This is a genomic window from Noviherbaspirillum humi (genome assembly GCF_900188095.1).
In the GTDB taxonomy this organism is placed as follows: domain Bacteria; phylum Pseudomonadota; class Gammaproteobacteria; order Burkholderiales; family Burkholderiaceae_D; genus Noviherbaspirillum; species Noviherbaspirillum humi.
The window spans coordinates 86,863-111,184 of the sequence record NZ_FZOT01000009.1 but is presented as its reverse complement, the minus strand read 5'-3'; the positions used below and the strand labels follow the sequence as shown (position 1 = coordinate 111,184).

The 24,322-nt window shown below is 61.3% G+C and carries 20 protein-coding genes; 11 read left to right on the top strand and 9 right to left on the bottom strand.

What is annotated here, in order from left to right; translation table 11 throughout:
• Positions 1 to 98 precede the first annotated feature (98 nt).
• Positions 99 to 992: a LysR family transcriptional regulator gene (locus CHB88_RS14375; protein WP_089400027.1), complete on the bottom strand. Its 894-nt coding sequence runs from the start codon at positions 990 to 992 to the stop codon at positions 99 to 101.
• A 108-nt stretch (positions 993 to 1,100) separates the two neighbouring features.
• Between CHB88_RS14375 and CHB88_RS14370 the strand changes: the two genes are divergently transcribed.
• From CHB88_RS14370 to paoC, 4 genes are all read left to right on the top strand, one after another.
• Positions 1,101 to 2,321, top strand: a complete 1,221-nt coding sequence (locus CHB88_RS14370) for an MFS transporter (RefSeq protein ID WP_176442492.1) — start codon at positions 1,101 to 1,103, stop codon at positions 2,319 to 2,321.
• 187 nt (positions 2,322 to 2,508) lie between these two features.
• Positions 2,509 to 3,159 (top strand): aldehyde dehydrogenase iron-sulfur subunit PaoA, encoded by a 651-nt coding sequence (paoA, locus tag CHB88_RS14365; protein WP_089400025.1) that lies wholly within the window; start codon positions 2,509 to 2,511, stop codon positions 3,157 to 3,159.
• Complete coding sequence (locus CHB88_RS14360; protein ID WP_089400024.1) at positions 3,156 to 4,091, top strand: FAD binding domain-containing protein; 936 nt, start codon at positions 3,156 to 3,158, stop codon at positions 4,089 to 4,091. The genes paoA and CHB88_RS14360 overlap by 4 nt, the downstream gene beginning before the upstream one ends.
• Before the next feature lie 9 nt (positions 4,092 to 4,100).
• Complete coding sequence (paoC, locus tag CHB88_RS14355; RefSeq protein ID WP_089400023.1) at positions 4,101 to 6,371, top strand: aldehyde oxidoreductase molybdenum-binding subunit PaoC; 2,271 nt, start codon at positions 4,101 to 4,103, stop codon at positions 6,369 to 6,371.
• Positions 6,372 to 6,655: 284 nt separating this feature from the next.
• On the opposite strand, the gene CHB88_RS14350 is transcribed toward paoC, so the two are convergent.
• Complete coding sequence (locus CHB88_RS14350) at positions 6,656 to 7,303, bottom strand: response regulator (RefSeq protein WP_089400022.1); 648 nt, start codon at positions 7,301 to 7,303, stop codon at positions 6,656 to 6,658.
• Entirely contained in the window at positions 7,296 to 8,711 is a 1,416-nt protein-coding gene (locus CHB88_RS14345) for a sensor histidine kinase (RefSeq protein WP_143131285.1), read from the bottom strand. The genes CHB88_RS14350 and CHB88_RS14345 overlap by 8 nt, the downstream gene beginning before the upstream one ends.
• 232 nt (positions 8,712 to 8,943) lie before the next feature.
• On the opposite strand from CHB88_RS14345, the gene CHB88_RS14340 reads away from it, so the two are divergent.
• Together CHB88_RS14340 and CHB88_RS24535 are read left to right on the top strand one after the other, a co-directional pair.
• On the top strand, positions 8,944 to 9,870 hold the full coding sequence (locus CHB88_RS14340; protein ID WP_245844970.1) for a hypothetical protein: 927 nt from the start codon (positions 8,944 to 8,946) through the stop codon (positions 9,868 to 9,870).
• Positions 9,870 to 10,157 (top strand): hypothetical protein, encoded by a 288-nt coding sequence (locus CHB88_RS24535; protein WP_143131284.1) that lies wholly within the window; start codon positions 9,870 to 9,872, stop codon positions 10,155 to 10,157. Before CHB88_RS14340 ends, CHB88_RS24535 begins: the two co-directional genes overlap by 1 nt.
• A gap of 453 nt (positions 10,158 to 10,610) precedes the next feature.
• Here CHB88_RS24535 and CHB88_RS14335 read toward each other — a convergent pair whose 3' ends face one another.
• The 4 genes from CHB88_RS14335 to CHB88_RS14320 are packed head-to-tail and all read right to left on the bottom strand — an operon-like array spanning position 10,611 to position 14,384.
• The gene (locus tag CHB88_RS14335; protein ID WP_089400020.1) at positions 10,611 to 10,997 is read right to left on the bottom strand and encodes a hypothetical protein; all 387 of its coding nucleotides are present in this window, start codon (positions 10,995 to 10,997) and stop codon (positions 10,611 to 10,613) included.
• Positions 10,998 to 11,028: 31 nt separating this feature from the next.
• Positions 11,029 to 11,322, bottom strand: coding sequence for a hypothetical protein (locus CHB88_RS14330; protein WP_342745525.1), 294 nt, complete (start codon positions 11,320 to 11,322; stop codon positions 11,029 to 11,031).
• 6 nt (positions 11,323 to 11,328) lie between these two features.
• The gene (locus CHB88_RS14325; RefSeq protein WP_143131283.1) at positions 11,329 to 11,631 is read right to left on the bottom strand and encodes a hypothetical protein; all 303 of its coding nucleotides are present in this window, start codon (positions 11,629 to 11,631) and stop codon (positions 11,329 to 11,331) included.
• Between the two features lie 50 nt (positions 11,632 to 11,681).
• Positions 11,682 to 14,384 carry a bifunctional diguanylate cyclase/phosphodiesterase gene (locus CHB88_RS14320; RefSeq protein WP_089400018.1) on the bottom strand — a complete coding sequence of 901 codons (2,703 nt, stop codon included), beginning with the start codon at positions 14,382 to 14,384 and terminating at the stop codon, positions 11,682 to 11,684.
• Positions 14,385 to 14,650: 266 nt separating this feature from the next.
• On the opposite strand from CHB88_RS14320, the gene CHB88_RS14315 reads away from it, so the two are divergent.
• Together CHB88_RS14315 and CHB88_RS14310 are read left to right on the top strand one after the other, a co-directional pair.
• A complete protein-coding gene (locus CHB88_RS14315) occupies positions 14,651 to 14,854 on the top strand; it encodes a response regulator (RefSeq protein ID WP_176442485.1) in 204 nt (67 codons plus the stop codon).
• A gap of 344 nt (positions 14,855 to 15,198) precedes the next feature.
• The gene (locus CHB88_RS14310; RefSeq protein ID WP_217900172.1) at positions 15,199 to 16,086 is read left to right on the top strand and encodes a class I SAM-dependent methyltransferase; all 888 of its coding nucleotides are present in this window, start codon (positions 15,199 to 15,201) and stop codon (positions 16,084 to 16,086) included.
• A gap of 140 nt (positions 16,087 to 16,226) precedes the next feature.
• Here the strand turns inward: CHB88_RS14310 and CHB88_RS14305 are convergent, their stop codons facing one another.
• Entirely contained in the window at positions 16,227 to 16,535 is a 309-nt protein-coding gene (locus CHB88_RS14305) for a hypothetical protein (protein ID WP_089400016.1), read from the bottom strand.
• Positions 16,532 to 16,897 carry a hypothetical protein gene (locus tag CHB88_RS24530; protein ID WP_143131282.1) on the bottom strand — a complete coding sequence of 122 codons (366 nt, stop codon included), beginning with the start codon at positions 16,895 to 16,897 and terminating at the stop codon, positions 16,532 to 16,534. Before CHB88_RS24530 ends, CHB88_RS14305 begins: the two co-directional genes overlap by 4 nt.
• A gap of 780 nt (positions 16,898 to 17,677) precedes the next feature.
• On the opposite strand from CHB88_RS24530, the gene CHB88_RS24525 reads away from it, so the two are divergent.
• From CHB88_RS24525 to CHB88_RS14290, 3 genes are all read left to right on the top strand, one after another.
• Entirely contained in the window at positions 17,678 to 18,091 is a 414-nt protein-coding gene (locus CHB88_RS24525) for a hypothetical protein (protein WP_143131281.1), read from the top strand.
• 320 nt (positions 18,092 to 18,411) lie between these two features.
• Positions 18,412 to 19,206 (top strand): hypothetical protein, encoded by a 795-nt coding sequence (locus CHB88_RS14295; RefSeq protein WP_089400014.1) that lies wholly within the window; start codon positions 18,412 to 18,414, stop codon positions 19,204 to 19,206.
• A gap of 417 nt (positions 19,207 to 19,623) precedes the next feature.
• Positions 19,624 to 23,763: a CheR family methyltransferase gene (locus CHB88_RS14290; protein WP_089400013.1), complete on the top strand. Its 4,140-nt coding sequence runs from the start codon at positions 19,624 to 19,626 to the stop codon at positions 23,761 to 23,763.
• The last annotated feature ends 559 nt before the right edge of the window (positions 23,764 to 24,322 follow it).

Sequence of the window (24,322 nt, the reverse complement as noted above, 5' to 3'; positions counted from 1 at the left end):
GACGGCCTCGGTTCAACCAAAGCGGCCGTTCGAAAAACCTTCGCCGGCCGCTTTTTGCGCCGCGCGGCCCGACGCGCAGCTTGCAAGCAGACTCGCCGCTAGCCTTGATACCTCACCGCGTCGACGAACGCGGAAAAAGCCGGTGAAGCCTGGCGCCGGTGCGGATAGTACAGGTGGAAGCCCTCGAAATACGGACACCAGTCAGCCAGGACTTCCTTGAGACGGCCATCGGCCAAATACGGCGCGGCCAGCGCTTCCGGGACATAGGCGAGTCCGATGCCATCCAGGGCGGCATTGAGTACGTGCACGATGCTGTTGAAGACGAGTTGCCCTTCGCCCTTGACGGTGAATGCCTTGCCATCCTTCTCGAATTCCCAGGCGTAGATGGCGCCGGACGGCCGGTGCCGGATGTTGATGCAAGGGTAGTTGGTCAGCTCGTAGGGCGTTGACGGTTGAGGGTAGCGTTCGAAGCAGGCGGGCGATCCCACCACCGCCAGGCGCCAATCGGGGCTGATGCGCACCGCGATCATGTCTTTGCTGATCGCTTCGCCTAGCCGTATGCCGGCGTCGAAGCGCTCCTCGACGATATTGGTGAATCCATAGTCGACGAACAGCTCCAGGATGATGTCCGGATAGCTTTTGAGGAACTGCGCCAGCACCGGGCGCAAATACAGCTCGATGGCATCGTCCGTGCAGGTGATGCGGATCGTGCCGGCGGGTTTGTCGCGCAATTCGCCAAGCGCCTCGAGCTCTGCGGCGATCTGATCGAAAAGCGGAGCGATGGAGCGCATCAGCCTTTCCCCTGCCTCCGTCGGCGCCACGTTTCTCGTCGTGCGTGCCAGCAGGCGCACGCCCAGCCTTTCCTCGAGTGCCCGAATGGTATGGCTCAAGGCCGACGGTGTGATGTCCAGCCTGGCCGCAGCCTTGGTGAAGCTTTGATCCTGCGCCACCGCCAGGAAAGCTTGCAGATCGTTTATCTTTGCCTGTGCCATTGCTGAATTTTTTTCACAATCCCATCAAGATTGTACCGGCTTATCGCGCTTGTACGGTCAGGGGAGAATTCGGGTCATGGAAACGACATCTGGCAAAGGCAGACTTTCATGACCGACCAAGTTCTTGATTCCCGGGGCAGCGCCCTCGCCCGCAATGGATCTGCGGATCGCCAAGCTTACTGGAGCGGGGTGTTCTCGATGACGTTGTGCGTCTTCGCGCTGATTGCCTCGGAATTCCTGCCGGTAAGCCTGCTGACGCCGCTTGCCGCCGACCTCCATGTCAGTGAAGGCTCGGCAGGCTATGGCATCGCCATATCCGGCGCGTTCGCGGTGCTGACCAGTCTTTCCATTGCGACGATCGCCGGTTCCATGAACCGCAAGACGTTGCTGCTGCTGTTGACGGGGCTGATGTGCGTGTCGGGGCTGATCGTCGGCCTGTCCTCCGGTTATGTGCAGTACATGATCGGCCGTGCACTGATCGGCGTGGTGATCGGCGGCTTCTGGTCGATGTCGGCGGCAACGGCCATGCGCCTGGTGCCGCCCCGAAGCGTGCCCAAGGCGCTGGCCATCTTCAACGGCGGCAACGCGCTGGCGACCGTGGTGGCGGCCCCGCTGGGGAGCTATCTCGGCGGGATCATCGGCTGGCGCGGCGCATTTTTTTGCCTGGTGCCGCTCGCGCTGGGCGCCATGGCCTGGCAATGGGTCAGCCTGCCATCCATGAAGGCAACGCCGCGCGCGGCAGCTTCCGCCAATGCCCTTGGCCTGTTGAAACGACCGCTGGTCGCACTGGGCATGCTGGCGGTCGGCGTCTTCTTCATGGGGCAGTTCATGCTGTTCACCTATGTCCGGCCCTTCCTGGAGACCGTCACCGGCGTGGACGTGCGCATGCTCTCGATCATCCTGCTTGCGCTCGGCGTCACCGGCTTTGCCGGCACGGTGCTTATCGGCAAATTCCTGAAATCGGGCGTGTACCGGACGCTGATCATCATCCCGCTCATCATGGCTGCCATCGCCCTGGCCCTGATCGCCTTCGGCGCATGGATGCCCGCTGCCTTCGCGCTGCTGGGCTTGTGGGGGCTGGTGGCGACGGCCGCCCCGGTCGGATGGTGGGCATGGCTGACGAAATCCTTGCCACGCGATGCGGAAGCCGGCGGCGGCCTGATGGTGGCCGCAGTCCAGCTCTCCATCGCGCTGGGCTCGACCCTCGGCGGCGTGCTGTTCGATGGCAGCGGCTATCGCGCCACGTTTGCAGCGAGCGCAGCCTTGCTTCTCGTTGCCGCGATTCTGGCTTTTCTGACCGCGCGGATCGAGCGGACGCACACCGCCTGATTTCCTGTCAGCCGACGAGTGTGATTGGCAAGGCTTGCCGGATCCTTGTCCAAGAACCGCATTGACGAGCAGGAACCAATACCTACGAGGCTAATCCGATTAGCGATCGTTATCAATTGCACCAACAGAGCGGTGGCTGCGGTCAACGGCCCGCCCTTCTTTCATTGTGAGAACTCAGGAGCGCATCATGCCCGAATTCGATCCGTCACGGCGGACGTTGCTCAAGGCAACCGCGATGGCCGCCGGCGGCGCGGTTGCAGCAGGCCAGCACCTGCCCGAAGTCCAGGCGGCGCCCGCGCCGCAGCCAGCCCGGACAGCGCAGCCGGCCAGCGTGCACGTCCGGCTGCGGGTGAACGGCAAGGATCATGAGATGCTGATCGATCCACGCACCACGCTGCTCGATGCGCTGCGGGAACGCCTGCATCTCACCGGCAGCAAGAAAGGCTGCGACCAGGGGCAGTGCGGCGCCTGTACCGTGATCGTCGATGGCCGCCGCATCACCTCCTGCCTGACCTTGGCGGTGATGCAGCAGGGTCATGAAATCACCACCATCGAGGGCCTGGGCACGCCGGCCAACCTGCATCCCATGCAGGCCGCCTTCATCAAGCACGACGGTTACCAATGCGGCTTCTGCACGCCGGGCCAGATCTGCTCGGCGGTCGCCATGCTGGAGGAAGTCAAGGCGGGCGTCCCCAGCCACGTCACCGCCGACCTGGCCAGGCAGCCGGAGATGAGCGTCATCGAATTCAGGGAGCGCATGAGCGGCAACATCTGCCGTTGCGGCGCCTATTCCAACATCCAGGACGCGATCGCCGAAGTCGCCGGGGTCAAGTCATGAAGCCGTTCACCTACGAAAGGGCGACGTCGCCCGCCGAAGCCGCCGCGGCCGCGGCCCGCTCCACCGGCGCGCGGTTCATCGCGGGCGGCACCAACCTGCTGGACCTGATGAAGCTGCAGATCGAGACGCCGGCGCATCTCATCGACATCAATGACCTGGCGCTCGACCGCATCGAGCCGACGGCGGACGGCGGATTGCGCATCGGCGCGCTGGTGCGCAATACCGACCTTGCCGCCAACGAGCGCGTGCGGCGGGACTATGCCGTGCTGTCCCGCGCGCTGCTTGCCGGGGCATCCGGGCAGCTGCGCAACCAGGCCACGACCGCCGGCAACCTGCTGCAGCGTACCCGCTGTCCCTACTTCTACGATACCAACCAGCCCTGCAACAAGCGCCAGCCCGGCAGCGGCTGCGGCGCGATCGGCGGATACAGCCGGCATCACGCGATTGTCGGCGCCAGCAACGCCTGCATTGCCACCCACCCGAGCGACATGGCGGTGGCCATGCGGGTGCTCGACGCGGCGGTCGAAACGGTGCGCCCGAATGGCGCCACGCGCATCATTCCGATCGCGGATTTCCATCGTCTGCCAGGCAATACCCCGCATGTCGAGAATGCGCTGGAACCGGGCGAGCTGATCACCGCGGTGACCCTCCTCAGGCCGGTTGGCGGCAGGCAGGTGTACCGCAAGGTGCGCGACCGGGCGTCCTACGCCTTTGCGCTGGTGTCGGTGGCCGCCATCCTGCAGCCGGATGGCACGGGCAGGGTGGCGCTGGGCGGCGTCGCCCACAAGCCCTGGCGCATGGAAAGCGCCGAGCCCAACCTGCCCAGGGGCGCCAAGGCGATGGCCGCCGCGCTCCTGGCCGATGCGCGCACCACGGACGACAACGCGTTCAAGGTGCCGCTGGTCGAGCGCACGCTTGCCTCCGTCCTTTAGGAGTTCACCATGAAATTCGACACGCCCGCCACCACCAACCCGATCGACCAGCTCAAGGTGGTCGGTCAACCCGTGGACCGCATCGACGGCCGGTTGAAGACCACCGGTACCGCGCCGTACGCCTATGACCGCTTCGATGTGGTCGCGAACCAGGCGTACGGCTATGTCGTCGGTTCCGCGATCGCGAAAGGCCGCATCGTCTCGATGGATCTGTCCGCCGCCAAGGCGGCGCCGGGCGTGATCACCATCGTCACCGCCCAGAATGCCGGCAAGCTGGGCAAGGGAAGCCTCAACGTCGCGCGCCTGCTGGGCGGGCCGGACATCCAGCACTACCACCAGGCGATCGCCGTGGTGGTTGCCGAGACGTTCGAACAGGCGCGCGCCGCCGCCGCCCTGATGCGGGTGGAATACGCCCGATCCAAGGGGACTTACGACCTGGCGGCGAGCAAGGACAAGTCGGTCGCGGCGGACAGCTTCAACGCGCCGGGCGCCACCTCGATCGGCAATTTCACGGGCGCGCTCGCCTCCGCGCCGGTGCAACTGGATGCCACCTATTCAACGGCCCACGAGTCGCACTCCATGATGGAGCCGCATGCGTCGGTGGCCGCGTGGGACGGCGACCGGCTCACCGTGTGGACCTCCAACCAGATGATCGCCTGGACGGTGGGCGACCTGGCCAAGACGCTGGGCATTGCCAAGGAAAAGGTGCGCGTCATGTCGCCCTATGTCGGCGGCGGCTTCGGCGCCAAGCTCTTCCTGCGGTCGGATGCGCTGATGGCGGCGCTGGCGGCGCGCGCCGCCCGCCGGCCGGTGAAGGTGGCGCTGCAGCGGGCCTTGATACCCAACAACACCGTGCATCGCTCCGCCACCATCCAGCGCGTGCGCATCGGCGCCACCCGCGATGGACAGATCACCGCCATCGGCCATGAAAGCTGGTCGGGCAACCTTCAGGGCGGCGGCCTGGAGGCGGGCGCGATCCAGACCCGTGCGCTGTATGCCGGCGCCAACCGCATGACGTCGAACCGGCTCGCGCTGCTGGACCTGCCGGAAGCCAACGCGATGCGCGCGCCCAACGAGGCGCCCGGCCTGGCGGTGCTGGAAATCGCGATCGACGAAATGGCCGAGAAGCTGGGGATGGACCCGGTCGAATTCCGCATCCGGAACGATACCCAGGTCGTGCCCGATTATCCATCCAAGCCGTCGTCGTCCAACGATCCGCAATCCAAGAAGCCGGAAGAACAGAAAAAGCCGAACCCGCATCCGCCGTTCTCCAAGCGGCAGCTGGTGCAATGCCTGCAGACCGGGGCCCAGCGCTTCGGCTGGGACAAGCGCAATCCCAGGCCGGGACAGGTCCGCGACGGGCAATGGCTCATCGGCATGGGGGTGGCATCGGCCTTCCGCGACAACCTGGTGACCAAGTCGGCGGCCCGGGTGCGCCTGGACGGCCGCGGCAATCTGATGGTGGAAACCGACATGACCGATATCGGCACCGGCAGCTACACCATCATCGCCCAGACCGCGGCGGAGATGATGGGCTTGCCGCTGCAGAAGGTGACGGTGCGCCTGGGCGATTCAAGCTTCCCGGTATCGTGCGGCTCCGGCGGACAGTGGGGCGGCAACAGCTCCACCTCCGGCGTGTACGCCGCTTGCATGAAACTGCGCGAGGCGGTAGCGCGCCAGGCGGGGTTCGGTGTCGAAGAAGCCACCTTCGCCGATGGCCAGGTCAGGTCCGGTTCGCGCGCGGTTGCGCTTGCCGACGTGGCGGGCAGCCGCGGGATGGTGGCGGAAGACATGATCGAGTTCAGCGATCTCGACAAGCAGTACCAGCAGTCCACCTTCGGCGCGCATTTCGTGGAGGTCGCCGTCGACATCGCCACCGGCGAGACGCGCGTGCGGCGCATGCTGGCCGTCTGCGCCGCCGGCCGCATCCTCAATCCGAAGACGGCGCGCAGCCAGGTGATCGGAGGGATGACGATGGGCGTCGGGGCGGCGCTCATGGAGTCGCTGGCGGTGGACGCCCGCCACGGCTTCTTCGTCAATCACGACCTGGCCGGGTATGAAGTCCCGGTGCATGCGGACATCCCGCACCAGGAGGTGATTTTCCTGGATGAGACCGACCCGATATCCTCGCCGATGAAAGCCAAGGGCGTGGGGGAACTCGGCATCTGCGGCGCCGCCGCTGCGGTGGCCAACGCGGTATATAACGCGACAGGCGTGCGGGTGCGCGACTATCCGATCACGCTGGATAAGCTCATTGAAAAAATGAGCGCATTTGCCTGATCCGGCCTTGGAAAAACCGGCTTGACCAGACAAGCAACGCCAGGAAAGCGACGATGCGGCGCCAGGCATGTGTCTGATGCGGCATTCTGCTAGGGTAGGGTCGGCGTGCAGGTTGCGCTGTCCACTGCCCGGTTTGCTCCAGGGTCTTCTCGCTGATTTAACGGGCAGATAAACGATCTGTCAGGCTAGGAGGGAACACCGCAGTCGACGGATTCGCTGGAGCTATTCATGGTCTGGCCGTTGCATGGCAACCCGGCTGTGAAGACAACATTGAAGCGGCGAGCTTAACGCCGGGCCAGGGACTTGTGTTGTACGGCAAACAAAGCGGCTTCCACTCGGCTTCTCACCTGCAGCTTTTGCAAGATGTTCGACACGTAGTGCTTGATGGTCTTTTCAGACAGGAACAACGCTTCACCAATCTCGCGGTTGGTCTTGCCGGCACCGATGCCGGCCAAGATCTCGCGCTCACGGGGCGTCAGTTCCTGCAATGGATCGGTTGCCTTCTCGTTGGTCAGCGATACCAGCATTTCCGCCGCCAGCGACGAGGAGACGTGGACTTCACCATTCGCGGCGTTGCGAACCACGACGGCCAGATCGCTGGCGGAGATCCCCTTCAGCACGTAACCACGCGCCCCGGCCTTGAGCGCTGCGAGCAGTTTGTCCTTGTCCTCCCACATGGTCAGCATCACCACGACAGTCGCTGGACAGGCCGAGGTGACTTTCTCAGCCGTGGTCAAGCCATCCCACCCGGGAAGGCTGATGTCGAGCAGCATCACATCCGGCAGCATGTCGCGCGCCATCGCCAGCGCCTGCTCCCCGGAAGCCGTCTCGCCAATGACCGAGATATCGGGCTCTGCATTCAGGGAGTTCACCACGCCCTGTCTGAACAAGGGGTGGTCGTCCACAACCAGGACGCGAAGCTTTTCATCCATGTTCTATTTCCGGTACGATCAAAGGCAGTCTGACCTGGATGGTCGTGCCGCAGTTCTGGGCGCTATGCACGTCAAAGGATCCGCCAAGCATTTCAACGCGGTCGCGCATGCCGGTCAGCCCGAGCCGCCCCTTCTGAGCCGCCGCCGCCGAGTCGAAGCCGGGTCCGCCATCGCTCACCGAGACAAGCACATCATCAGCATCGTAGGAGATCGCGACGTACTGCCCCTTGGCGCCGGCATGACGGTAGCCATTGGCAAGCGATTCCTGCAGCAGTCGATAGAGCGCGATGCGCACCGATCGTGATGCCTGTCGCTGTACTGCATCCGCGTCGAGCCGCACCTTGGCGCCCGTCTTTCCTTCATAGTCACGGATCGCGCGCTCGGCGATCTGTGTAATGCCCAGGTCATCCATGTCAGGCAATCGCAATCCGGCGCAGATCGAGCGCAAGTCCTTCAATGCCGAGTCGATCGCAGCGTTGATCGGATGGATTTCCGCCGTGCCAGCCGCTTCCTGGCTGGTCCCGCAACGGCCGCATGTGCCGGTAGCCGACTGGAAGCGCATCAAGGCAAAACTGAGGTCCTGGCCAGGGCCGTCATGCAGGTCCGCCGATATGCGTTTCAAAAAGTTTTCATTCAGCTCGGTCGTGCTCGCCGCGGCGCGCCATACCCGCTTGTGCAGCGCCTCGTTCTGGCGCACCAGACCGGTCAACTGGGCCACCTTGTCATTGAGTTCGGCCTGCTGGCGCTCGATCGTGTGGCTGCCGCGGCGCACCAGCAGGAACAACAGCAGATACATGACCGCGATGACCGGCGCCACGACCAGCCAGCTCTGGCGCTTGGCGAGAAACACCTCGTGCATGACCTCGTCCACCGGCTGATAAAACTCGGCAACGGCGATGACCGAGCCCTGGCCCAGGGCGTGGATAGGCGTGTAGGTTTCCAATAGTCTCGGAAAGCGGGCGGCTTCCGCCGCGTTCTCCTCGGCTGCCAGCGAGCTGATCTCCGCATGGACATTTCCTGCCAGCGCTTCCCGCAACCCTTCCTCGATCGGGTACCGCTTGCCAATCACCCAGGCGTCAGCGCTGTAAAGAATGGTGCCGTCGGGGCGCCAGATCTTGAATGCGACGATGCGCCGGCCGAGCGAGGTCTTGTTGAGCAGTTCGTCCAGCGCCTTGTGGTCCGCTTCGAGCAGTGTGGGAGAGGAAGTAAGGCTCTGCACATGCGGTGAAATCATGCTGTCGACGTACAGGCCAGTCACCCCGCCTATCCGGTGGACGACGCTTTCTTCCACTTGGCGGCCGATCAGGGAGCCGATTACCACCATTCCGCCTAGCAGAATGGGAAAGCAGAGCAGCAGGAATTGGCGCGAAAGACTCGCCTGTCGGAATGCAAACATGGGGTTCTCCACAGCGTGGGTGCGCAGGGTACCACCACTTGCCCCGGTATATCCAGGGTTCGCCAACGATTCCGACTAAAGTCGGAAAAAGCCGGGCCTAAGGGCTTAGCAAAGTCCCATCCATCAGCCATGGCGGACGCCTTGATGGATATCTATAGTTCTTTCCGGGCGATCAGTTCGCCGGGAGAGGAACCTGCAACACGTTCCAGAGGCAGACAACATTAAGCATTTGATAAGGACAAGCATGAAACCGAGCAGTCTGATGAGCATGGCGCTTCTGGCCATGGCAGCCGTAACGCAAATCAGCTTCGCAGCCGACTCCGCCGGGTGCGAGGGGGGCGGATTCCAGGTGTTGGGGCGCAGCGGCGCACAGAACACGACCGTACCCGCGAACATGGTGAGCACCGTGTTCCGCGTGCAGGGCAAGTACGTCCAGTTTGACGTCGACGCGGCCACCTTTGGCATACGCAATTACACACTGACCGGCGCGCCCAATGCGCTCGACATCACCGGTGGCATGGCGACCCAGGTGTTTGACAGCAAGATGCCGGATCACCGAGGCTTGGCACTGACCGGTGACGTATCGGTCTCGCTAAGCAGTTCGGCTGATATCGTGTTGACCCGGACCGGCCCGGGCCTGACGATGAAGATCCAGGCCAAAGACTGTGCCAACGGCGGTCTTTTCCAGATGGAGGTTGCGCGCGCTGACGAGACTAAAACGCTTTTCACGCACATCCTTGCGCAGAGCGCCTTCTATTTCGACAACCGCAATTTCCGCGACCGTGAGGGCGACCAGGTGCCTTACAAGGACACTTTCATCAAGGTGGCGTCGCGGATCAACTTCGGTAACGATTATTCGATGAAGTTTGTCGGCCGCGACAGTCCCCAGTTCGCGGACCGGGTGGCGGAACCGCTTTGCACCAACAACATACTGACTCGTTTCGGCACTTATGCCAGGGTACAGCATTGTGGCGGCGTGTCCCAATGGTGGGTGGCCAGCGGCGGCCGGATGGGGCAGGTCATGGGCGAGGACGCGACCGAGGTTGCTCCGCCGGCGACTGCCTGCACGCATAAGTGCCAGGCGCAAAACCAGACTCGCGGCGGTTCGACGGTGCTCGGATTTCCGTTCCCGGTGGCGCCGGCAGACCGTCTGCAACCCCGGATGCCGTAGTGACCGCTTTGCCGCCTGGCGCGGCAAGAGAACGCCTGGCGCAGTTCGCCGGCCAGATGCATCTGGCCGGCGTCCTGCCGGGTGAGCATTGGTTCGATGGCTATCCCCATCCTGCAAAAATCAAATTACAAGACATGGCTTTGTTCCGCTATATGAGTCGGATGGCAGCCACCGATTCTTTAACGGCGTGCGAAAGCCAAACGACTGACTATGAAAAAGACGATCTTCGCTTTGCTTTCATTGTGCGTGGTCCTGAGTGCCTGTGGGGGTGGCGCCGATTCGGATGACTCCATGACGACAACCACATCTGCACATACTTCGACTGCATCAGGCATTTGACGTATCCAATGGTCGGCATCCCATTCCGGTTGCCGGTGGTTCCGTTGAACATCGGACCCACGTGAAGTCATTTGCCGAAAAAGACGCTACAGTGGCGCTCTCAAGAGCGTAGCGGATAACCGCAACTGGCAAACCAGCCTCGCGACTCGCTCGTGCTGATGGTGTTGAGGGATCTGGGGAACAGGGCGGCAGATAGGCAAGCCGGGCGCCGCGTTCGGCGATGGCGGCTTCTATGCCGGACTGCATGCCGCGTTTACAGGCGTGATCGATTCACCCACGAAAATCTACCAGGATGGATGTTACAGCGCGTGCGATTGTTCGCCCCGCACCCTCAGACGAGGCAGACCAGGATCAGAGCAGGAATGAGCAGGACCTGGAAGTGGATCTTTTCAATCCTTCGCTCATGGCTTGCTTTCCCGTGCTTCGATATCCGCCAGCGATTCGCGTCCGCGTGCCGTCAGTTCGAAACCTTCGCCCGCTGCATGTGGCGCGATCAATCCCTTCCTGCTGAGGAAGGCGGCAACATCGCCCTCCAGCTTCGCGGGTGCGGCAGCAGCCACGGCGCTCGCCGCCATCGTGCGCAAGCCGTCGATGCAACGCTTGACGAACAATGTCTGCTGTCCCTTCTCGGTCAGCATGAATGCGCCATCCTTCCCGCGCGTGACGTATTTCAGGCCGATCAGCGCCTTCGCATTTCGCGCAACGCAAGCGCTCGGTCGTTCGCCCTTGCGCGTCTTCCTGATCTGCGCCAGCGCTTCGTATTCGTCCTTCGTCAAACTGTCATCCATGGCGTTTTCTGTTGCGTACTTGTGTTTGCGATTACTTTTTGCGCGTGCCGGCCCGGGCTTGTTTCGGCTGCCGTGTTGGCTGAGCCGGCTTCGGCTGCTTCGGCGCCGCTGCCGTACTCGCCTCCTGGATTTGCTGGTACATGGCCTTCGCGTCCTGTACCGCGCGCTCCTGCGTACGCATCGCCGGAATGTCGTCGTGCAAGGTGAAGAAGTCCGCTGCCTGTGCGCGCATCACCTGCTTGATCGCCGCTTCCTCGCTCACGTCGTACATCTCGGTAATGAGCGTGGTCACTTCATCGAGGTAAGCTTCGTAGGTCATTGTCATGGAAGCCTACCCGAGCGATTTCAAGGAAATGCCCTGTTCCGGGCTTCCTTCAAGGTAATCATGTCCCGCATTTGTCAGCCGCCAGAAACCGTTCTCCCCTTCGGCAACCCAACCCTTGTCCTGCAGCAGGTGCAGGTGGTGGTGGATGACCGTGTGGTCCGTGTTCAGGCGCTGGGCGATGCCGGGTGCGTTGAGTAGCGGTTCTGGCGCTTCCAGAAGCTTCCCGAGAATTGCTTCCATGAGCATGAGGTCTCGTTTCATGGGGGTGTTGGGAAGGTCAAAAACGAGCATTTTAGCGGAATTGTCCAAGTGGATACCGGTTCAAGGCATCGCTGTCCTCAAGGTGAAGAAGAAAACCCTCATCCCGTCGCGGTCCGGTCCTGCCTGCGCAGATCGGCGGCGATGCCGGGAAGCTTCGCTGCAGGGACGGGCTTCGAAAAATAGTAGCCCTGGGCCTCATCACAGCCAAGCTCCCTCAGAATCTGCAGTTGGCCAGAGGTTTCCACCCCTTCGGCAACCACTTTGAGGCCCAGCGCCTGAGCCATGGTGACCATCGATGCAATGAGAGCCCGTCCTTCCGGCTTTTCGACCTCGCTGGTGAACGACCTGTCGATCTTCAGTACATCGAACTGGATCTTCTGCAGCTGCGACAGCGATGAGTATCCCGTGCCGAAGTCGTCCAGGCAGAGCTTGATGCCCATATCGCGCAGGGCGGGCAGCATGTCCAGGCTGCGTGATGATTCCTGCATCATGACGGATTCCGTGATTTCGATCTGCACCAGCTTCGGGTTGAGACCGTGCCGCTCCAGGTTTGACCTGAAGAGGAAAAGGATGTCGGACTCGTTGAATTGGCGTGGCGATACATTGATCGACACCGGCAGCAGCAGGTTGCCATGGGTCGACCACTCGGAGATCTGCCGGCATACCTTCTGAATGATCAGTTCCCCTAGCGGCAGGATCAGGCCGGTGGCTTCGGCGAGCGGGATGAATTCGAGCGGACTGACCAAGCCTCTGTCGGGATGGTTCCAGCGCACCAGCGCTTCCAGGCTTGAAGCTTGCATCGTGGATATGTCTACACGCGGCTGGTAATGCATCTCGAACTCGTCGTGTTCGATCGCACGCCGGATGTCGATCTCGCTGTTCAGCTTCTGCAGAACGGCGTCACGGAAGTGCGGTTGGAAGAAGCGGTAATTGCCTTTGCCGTTCTTCTTGGCTTCATACATCGCAATGTCGGCATGCTTGAGCAGTTCCTGCGCGTCACTCGCATCGCGCGGGAACAGGCTGATGCCAATCGATGCGCCGATTGCGTGCTGCGTCATCGACAGCTGAAAACGCTCGCCGAACGACGCCATGACGCGGTCGGCTACCAGGATGACTTCCTCCTCGCCATGTACCTGCTCCATCAGCACGACGTATTCATCTCCACCGAGCCGCACGACATGGTCCTGCGGGCGTACATGGTTCATCAGCCGGCGGGCAATCATCTTCAGCAGGTCGTCTCCGGCGGCATGGCCGAGCGCGTCGTTGATGTCCTTGAAGCCGTCAATGTCGATGAACAGCAGCGCCAGCGCAGACGAGGCATCACGCACGCGCGCCATGGCGCTCGGCAGGTAATTCTGGATCCAGTAGCGGTTCGGCAGACCGGTCAGCGCATCCTCGTTGCCGCGCCGCTCCAACTCCTCCAGGTGCGCCTTAGACTCGGTGATGTCCCGGATCGTGACGGCAACGTCACTGCCTGACCGGACCGCCTTGTAGTTGATCCAGGCCGCCTTCAGGCGGTCGCGCCGCGTCACCCTGATTTCGCTTTGGTGGATACCCTTGTGCAGCGCTTCATTCAGGCGCATCAGGGCCTCGCTCTTGAGCCTGCCCTCATAAAAATTGCCGATGGACTTGCCGATCAACTGATCCCGCTGCAACTGGAACATCTCGGCGCCATGCTGATTGCAATCGACCACCAGGTAATCGACGACGTTGCCAGCCTTGTCGCGCAGCGGGCGGTTGATGAAGAAACCGTCCTCGCCTTCCTCGGTGGCGGCTCGATAGGCAAGGCGCGCGGCCTCGCTTTCCGATTTGCGCTTGAGCAGAAGATGCAGCAGTACCGCTGCGATGAGGGCGGATGCAGCGAATGCGCCGGTCGCCCAGTATGCTGCCGCAGCGGCGGCTTCCCCTGCGGCGCGGAAGCGGGCAAGCGCTTCCTCTTCATCGAGCCCCACGAGAGCCGTCAGCGGGTGCCCTTCGACTTGGTGCCAGCCGACAATACGGCTGCGTCCGTCGGCGAACCACTGCTTGCCGTCCAGCAAAGTGGCGCCGTGCGGGGTGTCGGGGTCGGGCGTAAAAACGGCTACCGACGCCGGAGCATGCGGAGTGAAATTGGCGTTGCCGATGCGGGCAGCGCGCATGACATGGTCAAATCCCGTCAAGCCCAAATAGCCGTGTCCGCCGTAGGTAGCCTCAGAAAAGTTTGCTGTCAGGAATTCCGGCCGCATCGAAGCGATTACGACCCCGGCAAAGCGTCCTCCATCGCCGATCAGGCGGCGCGAGAGGACGATCACCTCCCGCTCGGATGTGCGGCCCATCATCGGCCGACTCACCAGAAGGGTATCCTGCTGTACGTCTCGGTGAAACTGGAAGTATGACCTGTCGGCGATATTGAATTGAGCATCGCCGCTGACCGCCGTGCTCGTCAGTGCCCGGCCCTCCCGATCAAAGATGGAGACCACGAGAACGGAGTCCGCTGGAAAGACCCCCGCCTCTTTGGCGCCTTCAAGTTTGGTCTGCCCCTTGCTGATGTTCCAGTCGTAACGCACATGGAGCAGGATTCGGTCCAGCACGTCCATTGTGCGTTCCACGCGGTCGGCGTAGCTTCGCGCCAGGCCGTCGACGCGAGTATAGGTTTCTGCGTACGCTTGGTCTTCCTTCTTCCGCATGCTCTCCAGAAAATAGGTCCAGGCAAGCACGGCGCAGGCCAGCGCTGCGAACAGCATGAGCACCGGGATCCACGTATGGCGCGGACACCGGCGGCAGAGCGTGGCCAAGCGGTGGAAGTAGTTATGCAATGCCATGATCCTTGCCGGAGTCCGCGTCCATGGGGCGACAGGCCGGGATGAGCAGGTCGGTTGTTTTCATATCTGACATTTTGGCTTCAGGCGGGATGAATCACAACCATCCAGGGCGGCTGTACCGGCCCGCCCCGCACCTGAATCCTCGATCGCAAGGACGTTATACCCCAGATTTCGTCCATTTGCGGCAGGCCGGATTGCCTTCGACCGGGCAGCGCAGATACGTCATGTCATCAAATCGATGACCCTTGAGTGGCGTGAGGCTGGGGTTGGCGCTCGTCAAGAGCGTGGTCGGCCTGCTCGATATCGGACTGCCGGAAATCGATGGCAACGAACTGGCACGCCATCTGCGGGCGCAGGAGAAAAACGGAGTGACGGTGCTCATTGCCCTGACCGGGTATGGGCAGGAGAGCGATCGAGCAAGCAGTCTGGCTGCGGATTCGACCACTACTTCGTCGAACCGATTGATATAACGGCGCTGACATCCGTCCTTGCGGCAATCAGCAAGAACTGAAACGTGATTTTGTGCCGAAGGTGGCACTGCTTTCGGGCTCAGTTCGGCCGAGAGCAGCCATTCGCAATAAAAACGGCACCTTGGTTGAGCTGAAGACGGTTCAGCAGAAGCGGTCATTTGCGCCTACCATGCAGATGCAGTGGTGGAGTGGTTGGATGAATTCCACGTTGAGGCGGCTAAAACCGGCAGGCCCGACGTGGCGTTGGCCGCGACGTGATTCCATCCGGCAGGAAGCCGGCGAATTGAAGGGCCGGGGCCGGCCCGGCCGCGGCGATGATCGATTGTTCTTGACGAGAGGGCGATATGGAACACAATCAGAAAGTCTGCATCAGCAGCATCTCCCGCCGTACCTTGGTCCTGCTCGTTGTCGCAACCGCGCTTGGCGCTTGCGCGCAAATCGGTGGCATGCGCGCTTCTCCGGAAAGCGCGGCAATTTCGAAGGAGAGGATAGCGGCCATCGTGGCCAGCCCGGATCGGCGGCCGGCCGATCGCACCAACGACCGGCGCCGCAAGCCCGAACAAATCCTGGAATTCATTGGCGTGGGACCAGGCATGACCGTGCTGGACCTCAGTGCCGGAGGAGGGTACACGACCGAACTCCTCGCGCGAGCGGTGGGTCCCGGCGGCAAGGTGTACGGGCAAAGCGCGCCGCGCAATCCGAACGCCGCGCCACCGGCTTCCCCCGAGGCCGGCACCGCATCTCCTTCCGCTCAGGCGGCCCCTCGGCCGGCACCACTGCCGTCGCCTGCCGCCTTGGCCGAGCGCGCCAGGCATCCTGCGCTAGGCCATATCGTTCCAGTCGTCAGACCGTTCGAAGACCCGGTCCCGCCCGAAGCCGCATCCAATGGCCTGGACCTGGTGACGTTCATGTTCAACTATCACGACATGGGACATCTTCAGGTAGACCGTGCACGCTTGAACCGGGCGGTGTTTGCCGCGCTCAAGCCGGGAGGAATGTACGTCATCGGCGATCACTCGGGGCGCCCCGGAACCGGGATCTCGGAATCGGGAACCTTGCATCGGATCGAGGAAGCCTTTTTACGGCGGGAGGTGGAAGCTGCGGGTTTCGTGCTGGCGGCAGAAGGGGCTTTCCTGCGCAATCCGGCTGATCCCCGCGACAAGAATACGCCGGAGCCGCCGCAGCCCAAGGATGAGTTCATTCTCAAATTCATCAAGCCGGGCGGAAAGTAGGGCATTGCGAGGGCAGGCGATCACGGAACTGGAGATCGCGGGTCTTTTGCGCTTTTTCTTGGCGATCCGTTGCTCCGCGCATGAATCGCGGATGCACTCAGGTTTGAAAATGCTTCGAAACGCCTTGGTCAATGCAGGTACTATGCCTTTCGCACGGCATCCTGAAGTCGATCGAACCGCGTACTGCTGAAGCCGAGAAGGTAACGCTCGAAGGCATGGGTAAGCGCGGCGTCGCCGATATACCTCAGGGCGGCGCCGACCGAGGCAAATGTCGAGAGGGCATTGCCATCCCGGTTCAGCATGAAAATAAGCTCCTCTCCACCATCCTGGCGTTCGATGATATCGATGGCGCCGACCGTATAGTCGCAGGGGTTGTCTTTCAACCATTCCCTGAACAAGCCAACCTCCCCGAGTTGCATGACAATCGGATTGCTAATAAATGCACTCATGGCTTTTCCTCGAAATGTGGCTTGATGGACGCTCCGGCAAGCCGTCGCAAGTTGTCAGCCGTAAAGGTGGTGGGGTGAATGCCATTGAATTGCCTATCGCCCTGCGTCCGTTCGGTGAAGGGGCATTTTTTCAAAACGCGGCGGACTGATTGTCCCGGAACCTTGCTACGATGCCATTGCGCGACCCTGTAGTTCATGAAAAGCGTTCGTGATTCGGTGCATTGATGACGTCGAAGCCGACGTTCTTCATGCCTGTAAGTGCCAGCAGCACCCCAGTGGCGTCGCCCGGTCAAGCGCGGCAACGCCATTGCTGCAGGAGACGGTTGTTTGATCGACTTGGTACCGCCGAGGTGCGTGGTCATCCATTCGGCTGCTGTCGATCACCACGGACGAATACTGCTTTGGCCCGTGGGCTTAGGGATCGTAGTGAGCGGGAAAACCTGTCGCGAGACGTGCTTGGCAAAAATCCCCGGTAATCGCGGGTGGGCGTGATCGTGGCGGTCCCCTTCACGGAACCGACCGTCTGGAAGGGTGTAATGTACCGATGCGAAGACGGGCGGTTAGAGGCATCGGACCTGACCACATTGGACCTAAAGCCAAGGTATGGCAAGCATTATTTCGATTTTAGCTATAGGCGAGAGAGGACATACCTGCTTTCCATTCCTTGCAACGCTGAAGCCAAAGAGGGTCCGCGAGCATGCAGCGGCGAGCAGTCGATCGTCACTTCGGGCTGTTCTCGTCCGGCTTTGGTATCGGGGTGCCGATCTGCATGGACGGAACGGATTCGGCATCGCAAAGAAAGCTGCCAAAGGTCCGTCCGCGGCGGATCATCGCTTCCTTGCTCGCCGTATCATCGTAGCGCCTCGAATTTCCATGCTCCCGCGCGCTCCTAGTTCGCTCCGCCCCAACCAGGCGCGGAAATGCCGCTTCAGTTGAAAAGTCCGAAAAAGATATATGCAGGAATTGAAGCGCCACGTCGAAACAAGCCTATTACTGCACGCGCGCTGCCGTTTGGTGATCCGCGAAGATGTATGCGTTTTCGCAAACATCCACGCCGAATCCGGGCAACTGTGCTTCGCAAACCAACTCACATGACCCTAGGCCATCAGAATGTTGGTCATTCGTCCTGAGAGGCAGGGGTCATGACGCAAATAGTCTATTTCGATGCCGTGCAGCGAACTCTGGCAGCGACGGAAGTCGAAGCCAAGCTGACGGCCATATGTCGCCGCTTGACTTTGAGGATCGAGGGTTTTGTCTGGAATCATGGCGAAGGCATGGATCATAAGAGCCCTCACCTGCTGGACATCAGCATTGGTGAACATGTCATTCGCATGTACTTCACAGACCAGGAATTGGCCTGTTACTGGGGGGAGCAACTTAAGGAAGCGTCGGATGCACGCCTGGAAGCAATATGCAGCAATCTACAGCAAGCCTTGCAAAATTCTGGCGTATCGAGCGGTTCGACAAACCAAGCTGGAAAGTCCGGATGCGTGCCGCCAGCAAATGGCCTGCGTGCATTTCGCAGGGTGCCCCGGGGGAAGAAGTCTACCGGCTAGCCTTTTAATGAAGTTAGCAGCGACGCTGATATACAAGCATTGTTTGCAAAGTCTTCCTCCCGACAGAGGCTTGCGGTCGATTCGAGGCATTTGATGCGCTGGCGTGGTGGAATTTGATGGCAAACGTGAGCTTGCCTCAAAGACGGACGCTTAGTCCAGCAATGCATCAAGAGAAAACCATCAGCGGTGAAGCGACATGGTCCCAAAAGCAAGGCCTGTTTTGTATGCCATCATGCAGCAATCTCTCAAGCGGTGAAGTGGTCTGGCAGGGTTCCCGCTGCCTGCATGTCTGAGATGCAGACCCATCGGCGGAGGTAAATATGACCGTATTGGTATCGGTAAAAATTAATGACGGCGTGGTAATGGCGGCAGACAGCGCCAGCTCTTTTGCCAGCGGCATGGTGTACTACCACTCGCACAAGATCATGAATGTCCATGCCGCCTTGCCGGTGGGGGTCATGGCGACTGGCGCCGGGGGCATTGGAAGTGAATCAGTTGAGACCCTGCTCAAGGATTTGCGCAATCGGCTAAGCGGCAACGACAGTCAGCATCTGGAATGGCGGCTGGATCCGAGCAATTACAGTATGGAAGCCATTGCCAGGCGCTTGCGGGCATTTTTATTCGAGGAAAAATCGATAGCGCATGGCGCCACAACGTACACGAAGTTCCGGCTGTGCGGATATTCGGCAGGCAGGCCGCTGGCTGAAATATGGGAAGTCAATCTGATGGGACAGGACTGTCCGCTGCCGCGCTGTGTCCAAGGGGAACAGGAATTCGGCTTGCGCTGGGACGGCGAATACGAGGCACTGGACCGGCTCGTGTTCGGGCTCGGTACCCGGTTCAACGAGTTCGCGGTCAAGCATGGTTTATCAGAAGAACAGGCAAACGCATTACGCGAGAAACTCGTGCCCGACTTGTACGAACTGCTGTTCGTCGATGCCATGCCGATTCAGGATGCGATAGATCTGGCCCGTTATCTGGCCGAGACCACCGTGGGATTCATCCGATACTCGGTGCCACGCCCCAAGACCGTGGGTGGACCGATCGAGATCGCGTCCATTACCAAGCATGAAGGTTTCCAGTGGGCGCAACGGACGCCCGAGCCAGAAATCTGACTTCGTGTACCGGGATCAGGTCGCGCATTTTCCTTGGCTGATCTTTCGGCTGCTGACGGGTTTTCCTCCTGTCGTTACGGTTGCATTGCGAAGAAACATCATGCTCCCTGTGGACAAGGGCTCCCCGGCTGCCATGTTCCGTCGCTGCTTCCCGAAGCCGTCTATGCCCGGCTCCTGCTTGAGTTCCAATTGGCGAAGCGTGCCACAAGTGCTGTTTCGATCTGCGCGACCGCTTTGATCGCCTCATGGGCATCGCGCCGGGCGGCAGTGACGGTCGACAGGCAGCCGGCCTGCAAGGGGCGGGTGCTTAGCGGTCAATCCTCTGATGAGAGGCGGGATTCCCGACACCTTCGCTGAGGTGGAATGAGTTATGCTCGTTCGTTAATGTGAAATAGCCAACTATCCGAGAGTTTTGCCATGGACGACAACGAACGCCAGATTTTCGAATTTCCCCCGCCGGCGCCGGGATTCATCCCCAGCTCGCTCCCGTTCTGTGTGGTCGGAATCGGCGCCTCCGCGGGCGGCATCGATGCGGTGAGCCGGTTTCTCGAAGCCATGCCGGCGGAAAACGGCATGGCGTTCGTCATCGTGCTGCATCTCTCGCCCAAGCATCAAAGCAGCCTCGACAAGATCCTGCAGGTCAAGACCAGGATGCCGGTCAGCCAAGTCACTGAAACCGTGCCGATCGAGCCCAACCATGTCTATATCATCTCGCCGACGCTGGATCTGCTGATGAACGATGGCACGCTGCAGGTGGTCTCGGCAGCACGTCCTCCCGGCCGTCATGTCGCCATCGACCTGTTCCTGCGCACCCTGGCGGAAGTACACCGGGAAAGGGCGATTGGCATCATCCTTTCCGGCGCGGGTTCGGATGGCGCGGTCGGCATTGCGCGCATCAAGGAAAAGGGCGGTCTCACCTTGGTGCAAGCCCTCGACGATGCGGAGTACGACAGCATGCCGCGCAGCGCGCTGGAACGGGGAACGGTCGATCTGGTATTGCCCGTGGTCGAGATGCCGCAGAAACTGCTGGAGTTGACCCGCAACGCCCGCCTGGTGCAGCTGCCTTCCGCCGGCGAGCTGGAGCGCAGCATTCACGTTGACGATGCCGAAGCCCAGGCGCAGGAAGCGGAATATGCGCTGCGCGACATCCTGGAGATTTTGCAGCAGCGGACCGGCCATGACTTCAAGCACTATAAGCGCGCGACGGTGCTGCGCCGGATCGAAAGGCGGCTTCAGGTCTGCGGCCTGGCCAACGTAATCGCTTACCGGCATTACCTGGAACGGCACGACGAAGAAGCATCGGCGCTGCTGCAGGACATGCTCATCAGCGTCACCAATTTTTTCCGCGATCGCACCGCTTTCGAGGCCCTGGAGCGCGATGTCGTGCCGCGCATTTTCGAGGAGGCGAAGGACACCGAGCAGATCCGCGCCTGGTCAGTGGGTTGCGCCACCGGCGAGGAAGCCTACTCGATTGCGATGCTCCTCGCGGATCAGAACGGCCTGATGGCCAAGCCGAGACCGATACAGGTCTTTGCATCCGACATCGATGAGCAGGCCGTGGCGACCGCGCGCACCGGCCTCTATCCGAGCTCAATCATCACCGATGTGACGCCGACGCGGCTGCGGGAATATTTCGACCGGCAGGACGAGCACTTCCGCGTGAAGCGGGAAATTCGGGAGAAGGTGCTGTTCGCCATCCATAACATCCTGCAGGACCCGCCGTTTTCCCGGCTGCACCTGATTTCCTGCCGCAATCTGCTGATTTACCTCGACCGTGACGTCCAGACCAAGGTGCTGGAAGTCCTGCACTACGCCTTGTATCCGAATGGCTACCTGTTTCTCGGAACCGCCGAGTCGGCGGACGCGGTAACGCGCTATTTCACGCCGGTGGACAAGAAGAGCCGCATCTACCGGGCCGCAAGCGTGCGCTCGGAGACGATATTCCATGCCCCGTCCCTGATCAGCAAATCCAGCCGGCCGCTCGTGAAGGCGCCCAAGGACACCGTGGACCGGCGGCACCTGTCGCCGCAGGATCTGTATCGTCAGCTGGTGGAGATCTCCGGTCCGCCCGGCATCCTGATCGACCAGAATCACCAGATCATCTATGCCACGAAGCAAGCCGGACGGTACCTCTACCATCCCGGCGGCGAGCCCTCGCGCGACATTCTGGTGACCCTGCATCCCGATCTGCAGCTGGAACTACGCGCCGCCCTGTTCCGGGCCGCGCAGGGTCACATGGATGTGCAGACCCGCTTCTTGTCCCTGCGCGAAGGCGATACCGATACTTTCGTCCGCATTCGCATCCATCCAGCCCGCGATCATCATGCCGGCACCGGCGCCACCCTGCTGCTGTTTGAAGAGCGCGACACGCCGGGGGACGTCGAGCCCGCCATCATGCAGAGCGGCGACAATTCAGTCGCCATGCACCTTGAGCAGGAGCTGACCCAGACCAAGGAACAGTTGCGTACCGCGATTGAGCAATACGAAGCGACGCTCGAAGATTTGAAGGGCACCAACGAGGAGCTGCAGGCAAGCAATGAAGAATTGCGCTCGACCGCTGAAGAGCTCGAAACCAGCAAGGAAGAACTGCAATCGATCAACGAAGAACTCACCACCGTCAACAACGAGTTGAAGACGAAGGTCGATGAAACGGCGAAGGCGAACGATGACCTGCAAAATTTCCTGTCAGCGACGGAAATAGCGACCCTGTTCATCGACCGCAACCTGCGCATCAAGCGCTATTCAAAGCCGTGCACGCGGCTGTTCAACCTCATCAGCTCCGATATCAATCGCTCGATCCTCGACATCACCTACCGGCTTGATTACCCGGAGCTGGGGCAGGACATCGAACAGGTCTTCGATTCGCTGCAGCCGTCCGAACGCGAAGTGCGCGGCACCAACGACGGCGTCTGGTACATCGCCCGGCTCCTGCCGTACCGCACGGCGGAAGACCGCATCGAAGGTTTGGTGCTGTCATTCATCGACATTTCCCGGCGCAAGCTGGCGGAGGAAAAACTGCGTGGCAGCGAGCAGCGGATGCGGTTGATCGCAGCCAGCACACGGGACTATGCGATTTCCACGATGGATGCCGACGGCATCATCACCAGCTGGAACAGCGGCGCCGAGCGCTTGTTCGGATATACCGAAGCGGATATCGTCGGCCAGAGCGGCGAAATCCTGTTCACCCCTGAAGACCGGGAGGCCGGCGCGTACCAGGATGAACTGCGCCGTGCGCGGGAAGACGGCCGGGCCGAGGACGATCGCTGGCACCTGCGGCGCAACGGCATGCGCGTCTATTGCAGCGGCATCACCTCGCCGCTGGTGGATGACGAGATCGGCGGGTATGTGAAGATTGCCCGAGACCTGACCGATGCCAAGTGGCGCCACGATCAGCAGGACGCGAAGCTGGAATGGGAAAGGCAGGAACGGATCCGGGCCGAAGAAGCGGCGCGCGTACGTGATGAGTTTTTTGCGGTGCTCTCGCATGAACTCAAGCAACCGCTCAACCTGATACAGCTGACGGCGGAAATGCTGAGCCGCATTCCCGAAGCCGCCCATTTGCCTGCCATCTCGCGCGGGACGGCCACCATCAAGCGCATGGTCGAGGGGCAGGCCCGGATCATCGACGACCTGATGGACCTGTCGCGCCTGCACACTGGCAAGCTGACCCTGACGCACTCGCAGCTCGACGTGTCGGAGCGCGTCTGCCATGTGGTCAGGCTGATGGAGCAGGACGCGAAGCACGAGCGGATCAGGCTCGCTCTGGATGCGTCGGCGCAAGACCTGATCATTCAGGGCGACGTTGTCCGCATCGAGCAGATCATCTGGAACCTGCTGAGCAATGCCCTCAAGTTCACGCCGGCAGGCGGCACCGTGCAGGTGCGGGTTTCGCGGGAAGACGACATGGCTTGCATCGAAGTCGCGGACACCGGCAAGGGGATTGCGCCAGAGTTCCTGCCGCATGTCTTCGACATGTTCCGGCAAGCCAACAACAGCACGACGCGGCAGCATGGCGGCATGGGCATCGGACTGGCGCTGGTGAAGGAGCTGGTGCACAGCCATGGCGGCCGGGTTGAGGCGCAGTCCGCCGGCGAAGGACGGGGCGCCCAATTCCGCGTCTATTTGCCGCTCGCGGTCTCCCAGCCATCGGCATCACCGCCTGAAATCGGGCCAACCCGAAGCGTTGCCGGCAAGCGGGTGCTGCTGGTGGATGATTCCATCGAGACGCTGGAGGCGCTGACAGCGCTGCTGACGAGTGAAGGGGCGCAGGTACTGGCGGCGTCGAGCGGCGCTCAGGCGCTGGAGCTCGTGGAACGGTCCGCCGACGTTTTTCACCTCATCGTTTCAGACATCGGCATGCCCGATATGGACGGATATGCCTTGCTGGCAGCGCTCCGTGCTGCGACGAACACGGCAACGACGCCGGCGATTGCCTTAAGCGGGTTCACCCGTCCCAGCGATGTCGATCGGGCGCTTGCAGCGGGATTCGAAACCCACATGCGCAAGCCGATCGTCTTCGCCCAGTTCATTGCAGCGGCGGGCAGGATCAGCCGGTAGTCAAGCGACGATAGACGAAGCCTCGGTGAACCAGCTTGTCAGTGGTTGAGGCGGTGTATGGCGGGCGGGGTAACGTTGCTTGCTTCGAAGGTCTGCTTTTGGTCAATTCTGTTGAAAGCGTTTTCTTGTATCTGTCCGAGACGCGTTCTACGATGGCTGAACAGGCTAGGCGAACAAGGTTGTCATGACGGGACATCGCATTGCCAGCCGCGGCCAGGGCGAGGTCATCAACCTGGAGGAGTCCGTCCCACCCGAATGCTTAGCGCGGTCCATACGGTAAAACGGCACGATTCAATGACGCCTTCCAAACGGGATGGCCAGCAAACCATAAAATGGTCTCAGGAAATTTGCGTGTTGTGTCCAGCCTGCCGATTCGCACCGCTGTCGGTAAGAGCGACGTGGTCGACATAGTTCGCAGCATGCATAAATAGTGGATTTCGCGCAGGCCGCCATTGCGGAAATCAGCCAAGAGACGCTTGCGACTGGTTTTTGAAGAGACCGCTCTTCGGCGGGTTACGCCAAATTAAATAAGAACAGCGTTCTGGCTCAAAAATGGAAC

Bases quoted from the DNA above. Each gene is read 5' to 3' on its own strand.
- CHB88_RS24530 (WP_143131282.1), bottom strand. From the start codon at position 16,897: ATGACCACGCACCTCGGCGGTACCAAGTCGATCAAACAACCGTCTCCT.
- CHB88_RS24525 (WP_143131281.1), top strand. From the start codon at position 17,678: ATGACGCAAATAGTCTATTTCGATGCCGTGCAGCGAACTCTGGCAGCG.
- CHB88_RS14330 (WP_342745525.1), bottom strand. From the start codon at position 11,322: ATGACAATGACCTACGAAGCTTACCTCGATGAAGTGACCACGCTCATT.
- CHB88_RS14350 (WP_089400022.1), bottom strand. From the start codon at position 7,303: ATGGATGAAAAGCTTCGCGTCCTGGTTGTGGACGACCACCCCTTGTTC.
- CHB88_RS14340 (WP_245844970.1), top strand. From the start codon at position 8,944: ATGAAACCGAGCAGTCTGATGAGCATGGCGCTTCTGGCCATGGCAGCC.
- CHB88_RS14335 (WP_089400020.1), bottom strand. From the start codon at position 10,997: ATGGATGACAGTTTGACGAAGGACGAATACGAAGCGCTGGCGCAGATC.
- CHB88_RS14375 (WP_089400027.1), bottom strand. From the start codon at position 992: ATGGCACAGGCAAAGATAAACGATCTGCAAGCTTTCCTGGCGGTGGCG.
- paoA (WP_089400025.1), top strand. From the start codon at position 2,509: ATGCCCGAATTCGATCCGTCACGGCGGACGTTGCTCAAGGCAACCGCG.
- paoC (WP_089400023.1), top strand. From the start codon at position 4,101: ATGAAATTCGACACGCCCGCCACCACCAACCCGATCGACCAGCTCAAG.
- CHB88_RS14320 (WP_089400018.1), bottom strand. From the start codon at position 14,384: ATGGCATTGCATAACTACTTCCACCGCTTGGCCACGCTCTGCCGCCGG.
- CHB88_RS14370 (WP_176442492.1), top strand. From the start codon at position 1,101: ATGACCGACCAAGTTCTTGATTCCCGGGGCAGCGCCCTCGCCCGCAAT.
- CHB88_RS14295 (WP_089400014.1), top strand. From the start codon at position 18,412: ATGACCGTATTGGTATCGGTAAAAATTAATGACGGCGTGGTAATGGCG.
- CHB88_RS14290 (WP_089400013.1), top strand. From the start codon at position 19,624: ATGGACGACAACGAACGCCAGATTTTCGAATTTCCCCCGCCGGCGCCG.
- CHB88_RS14305 (WP_089400016.1), bottom strand. From the start codon at position 16,535: ATGAGTGCATTTATTAGCAATCCGATTGTCATGCAACTCGGGGAGGTT.
- CHB88_RS14310 (WP_217900172.1), top strand. From the start codon at position 15,199: ATGGAACACAATCAGAAAGTCTGCATCAGCAGCATCTCCCGCCGTACC.
- CHB88_RS14360 (WP_089400024.1), top strand. From the start codon at position 3,156: ATGAAGCCGTTCACCTACGAAAGGGCGACGTCGCCCGCCGAAGCCGCC.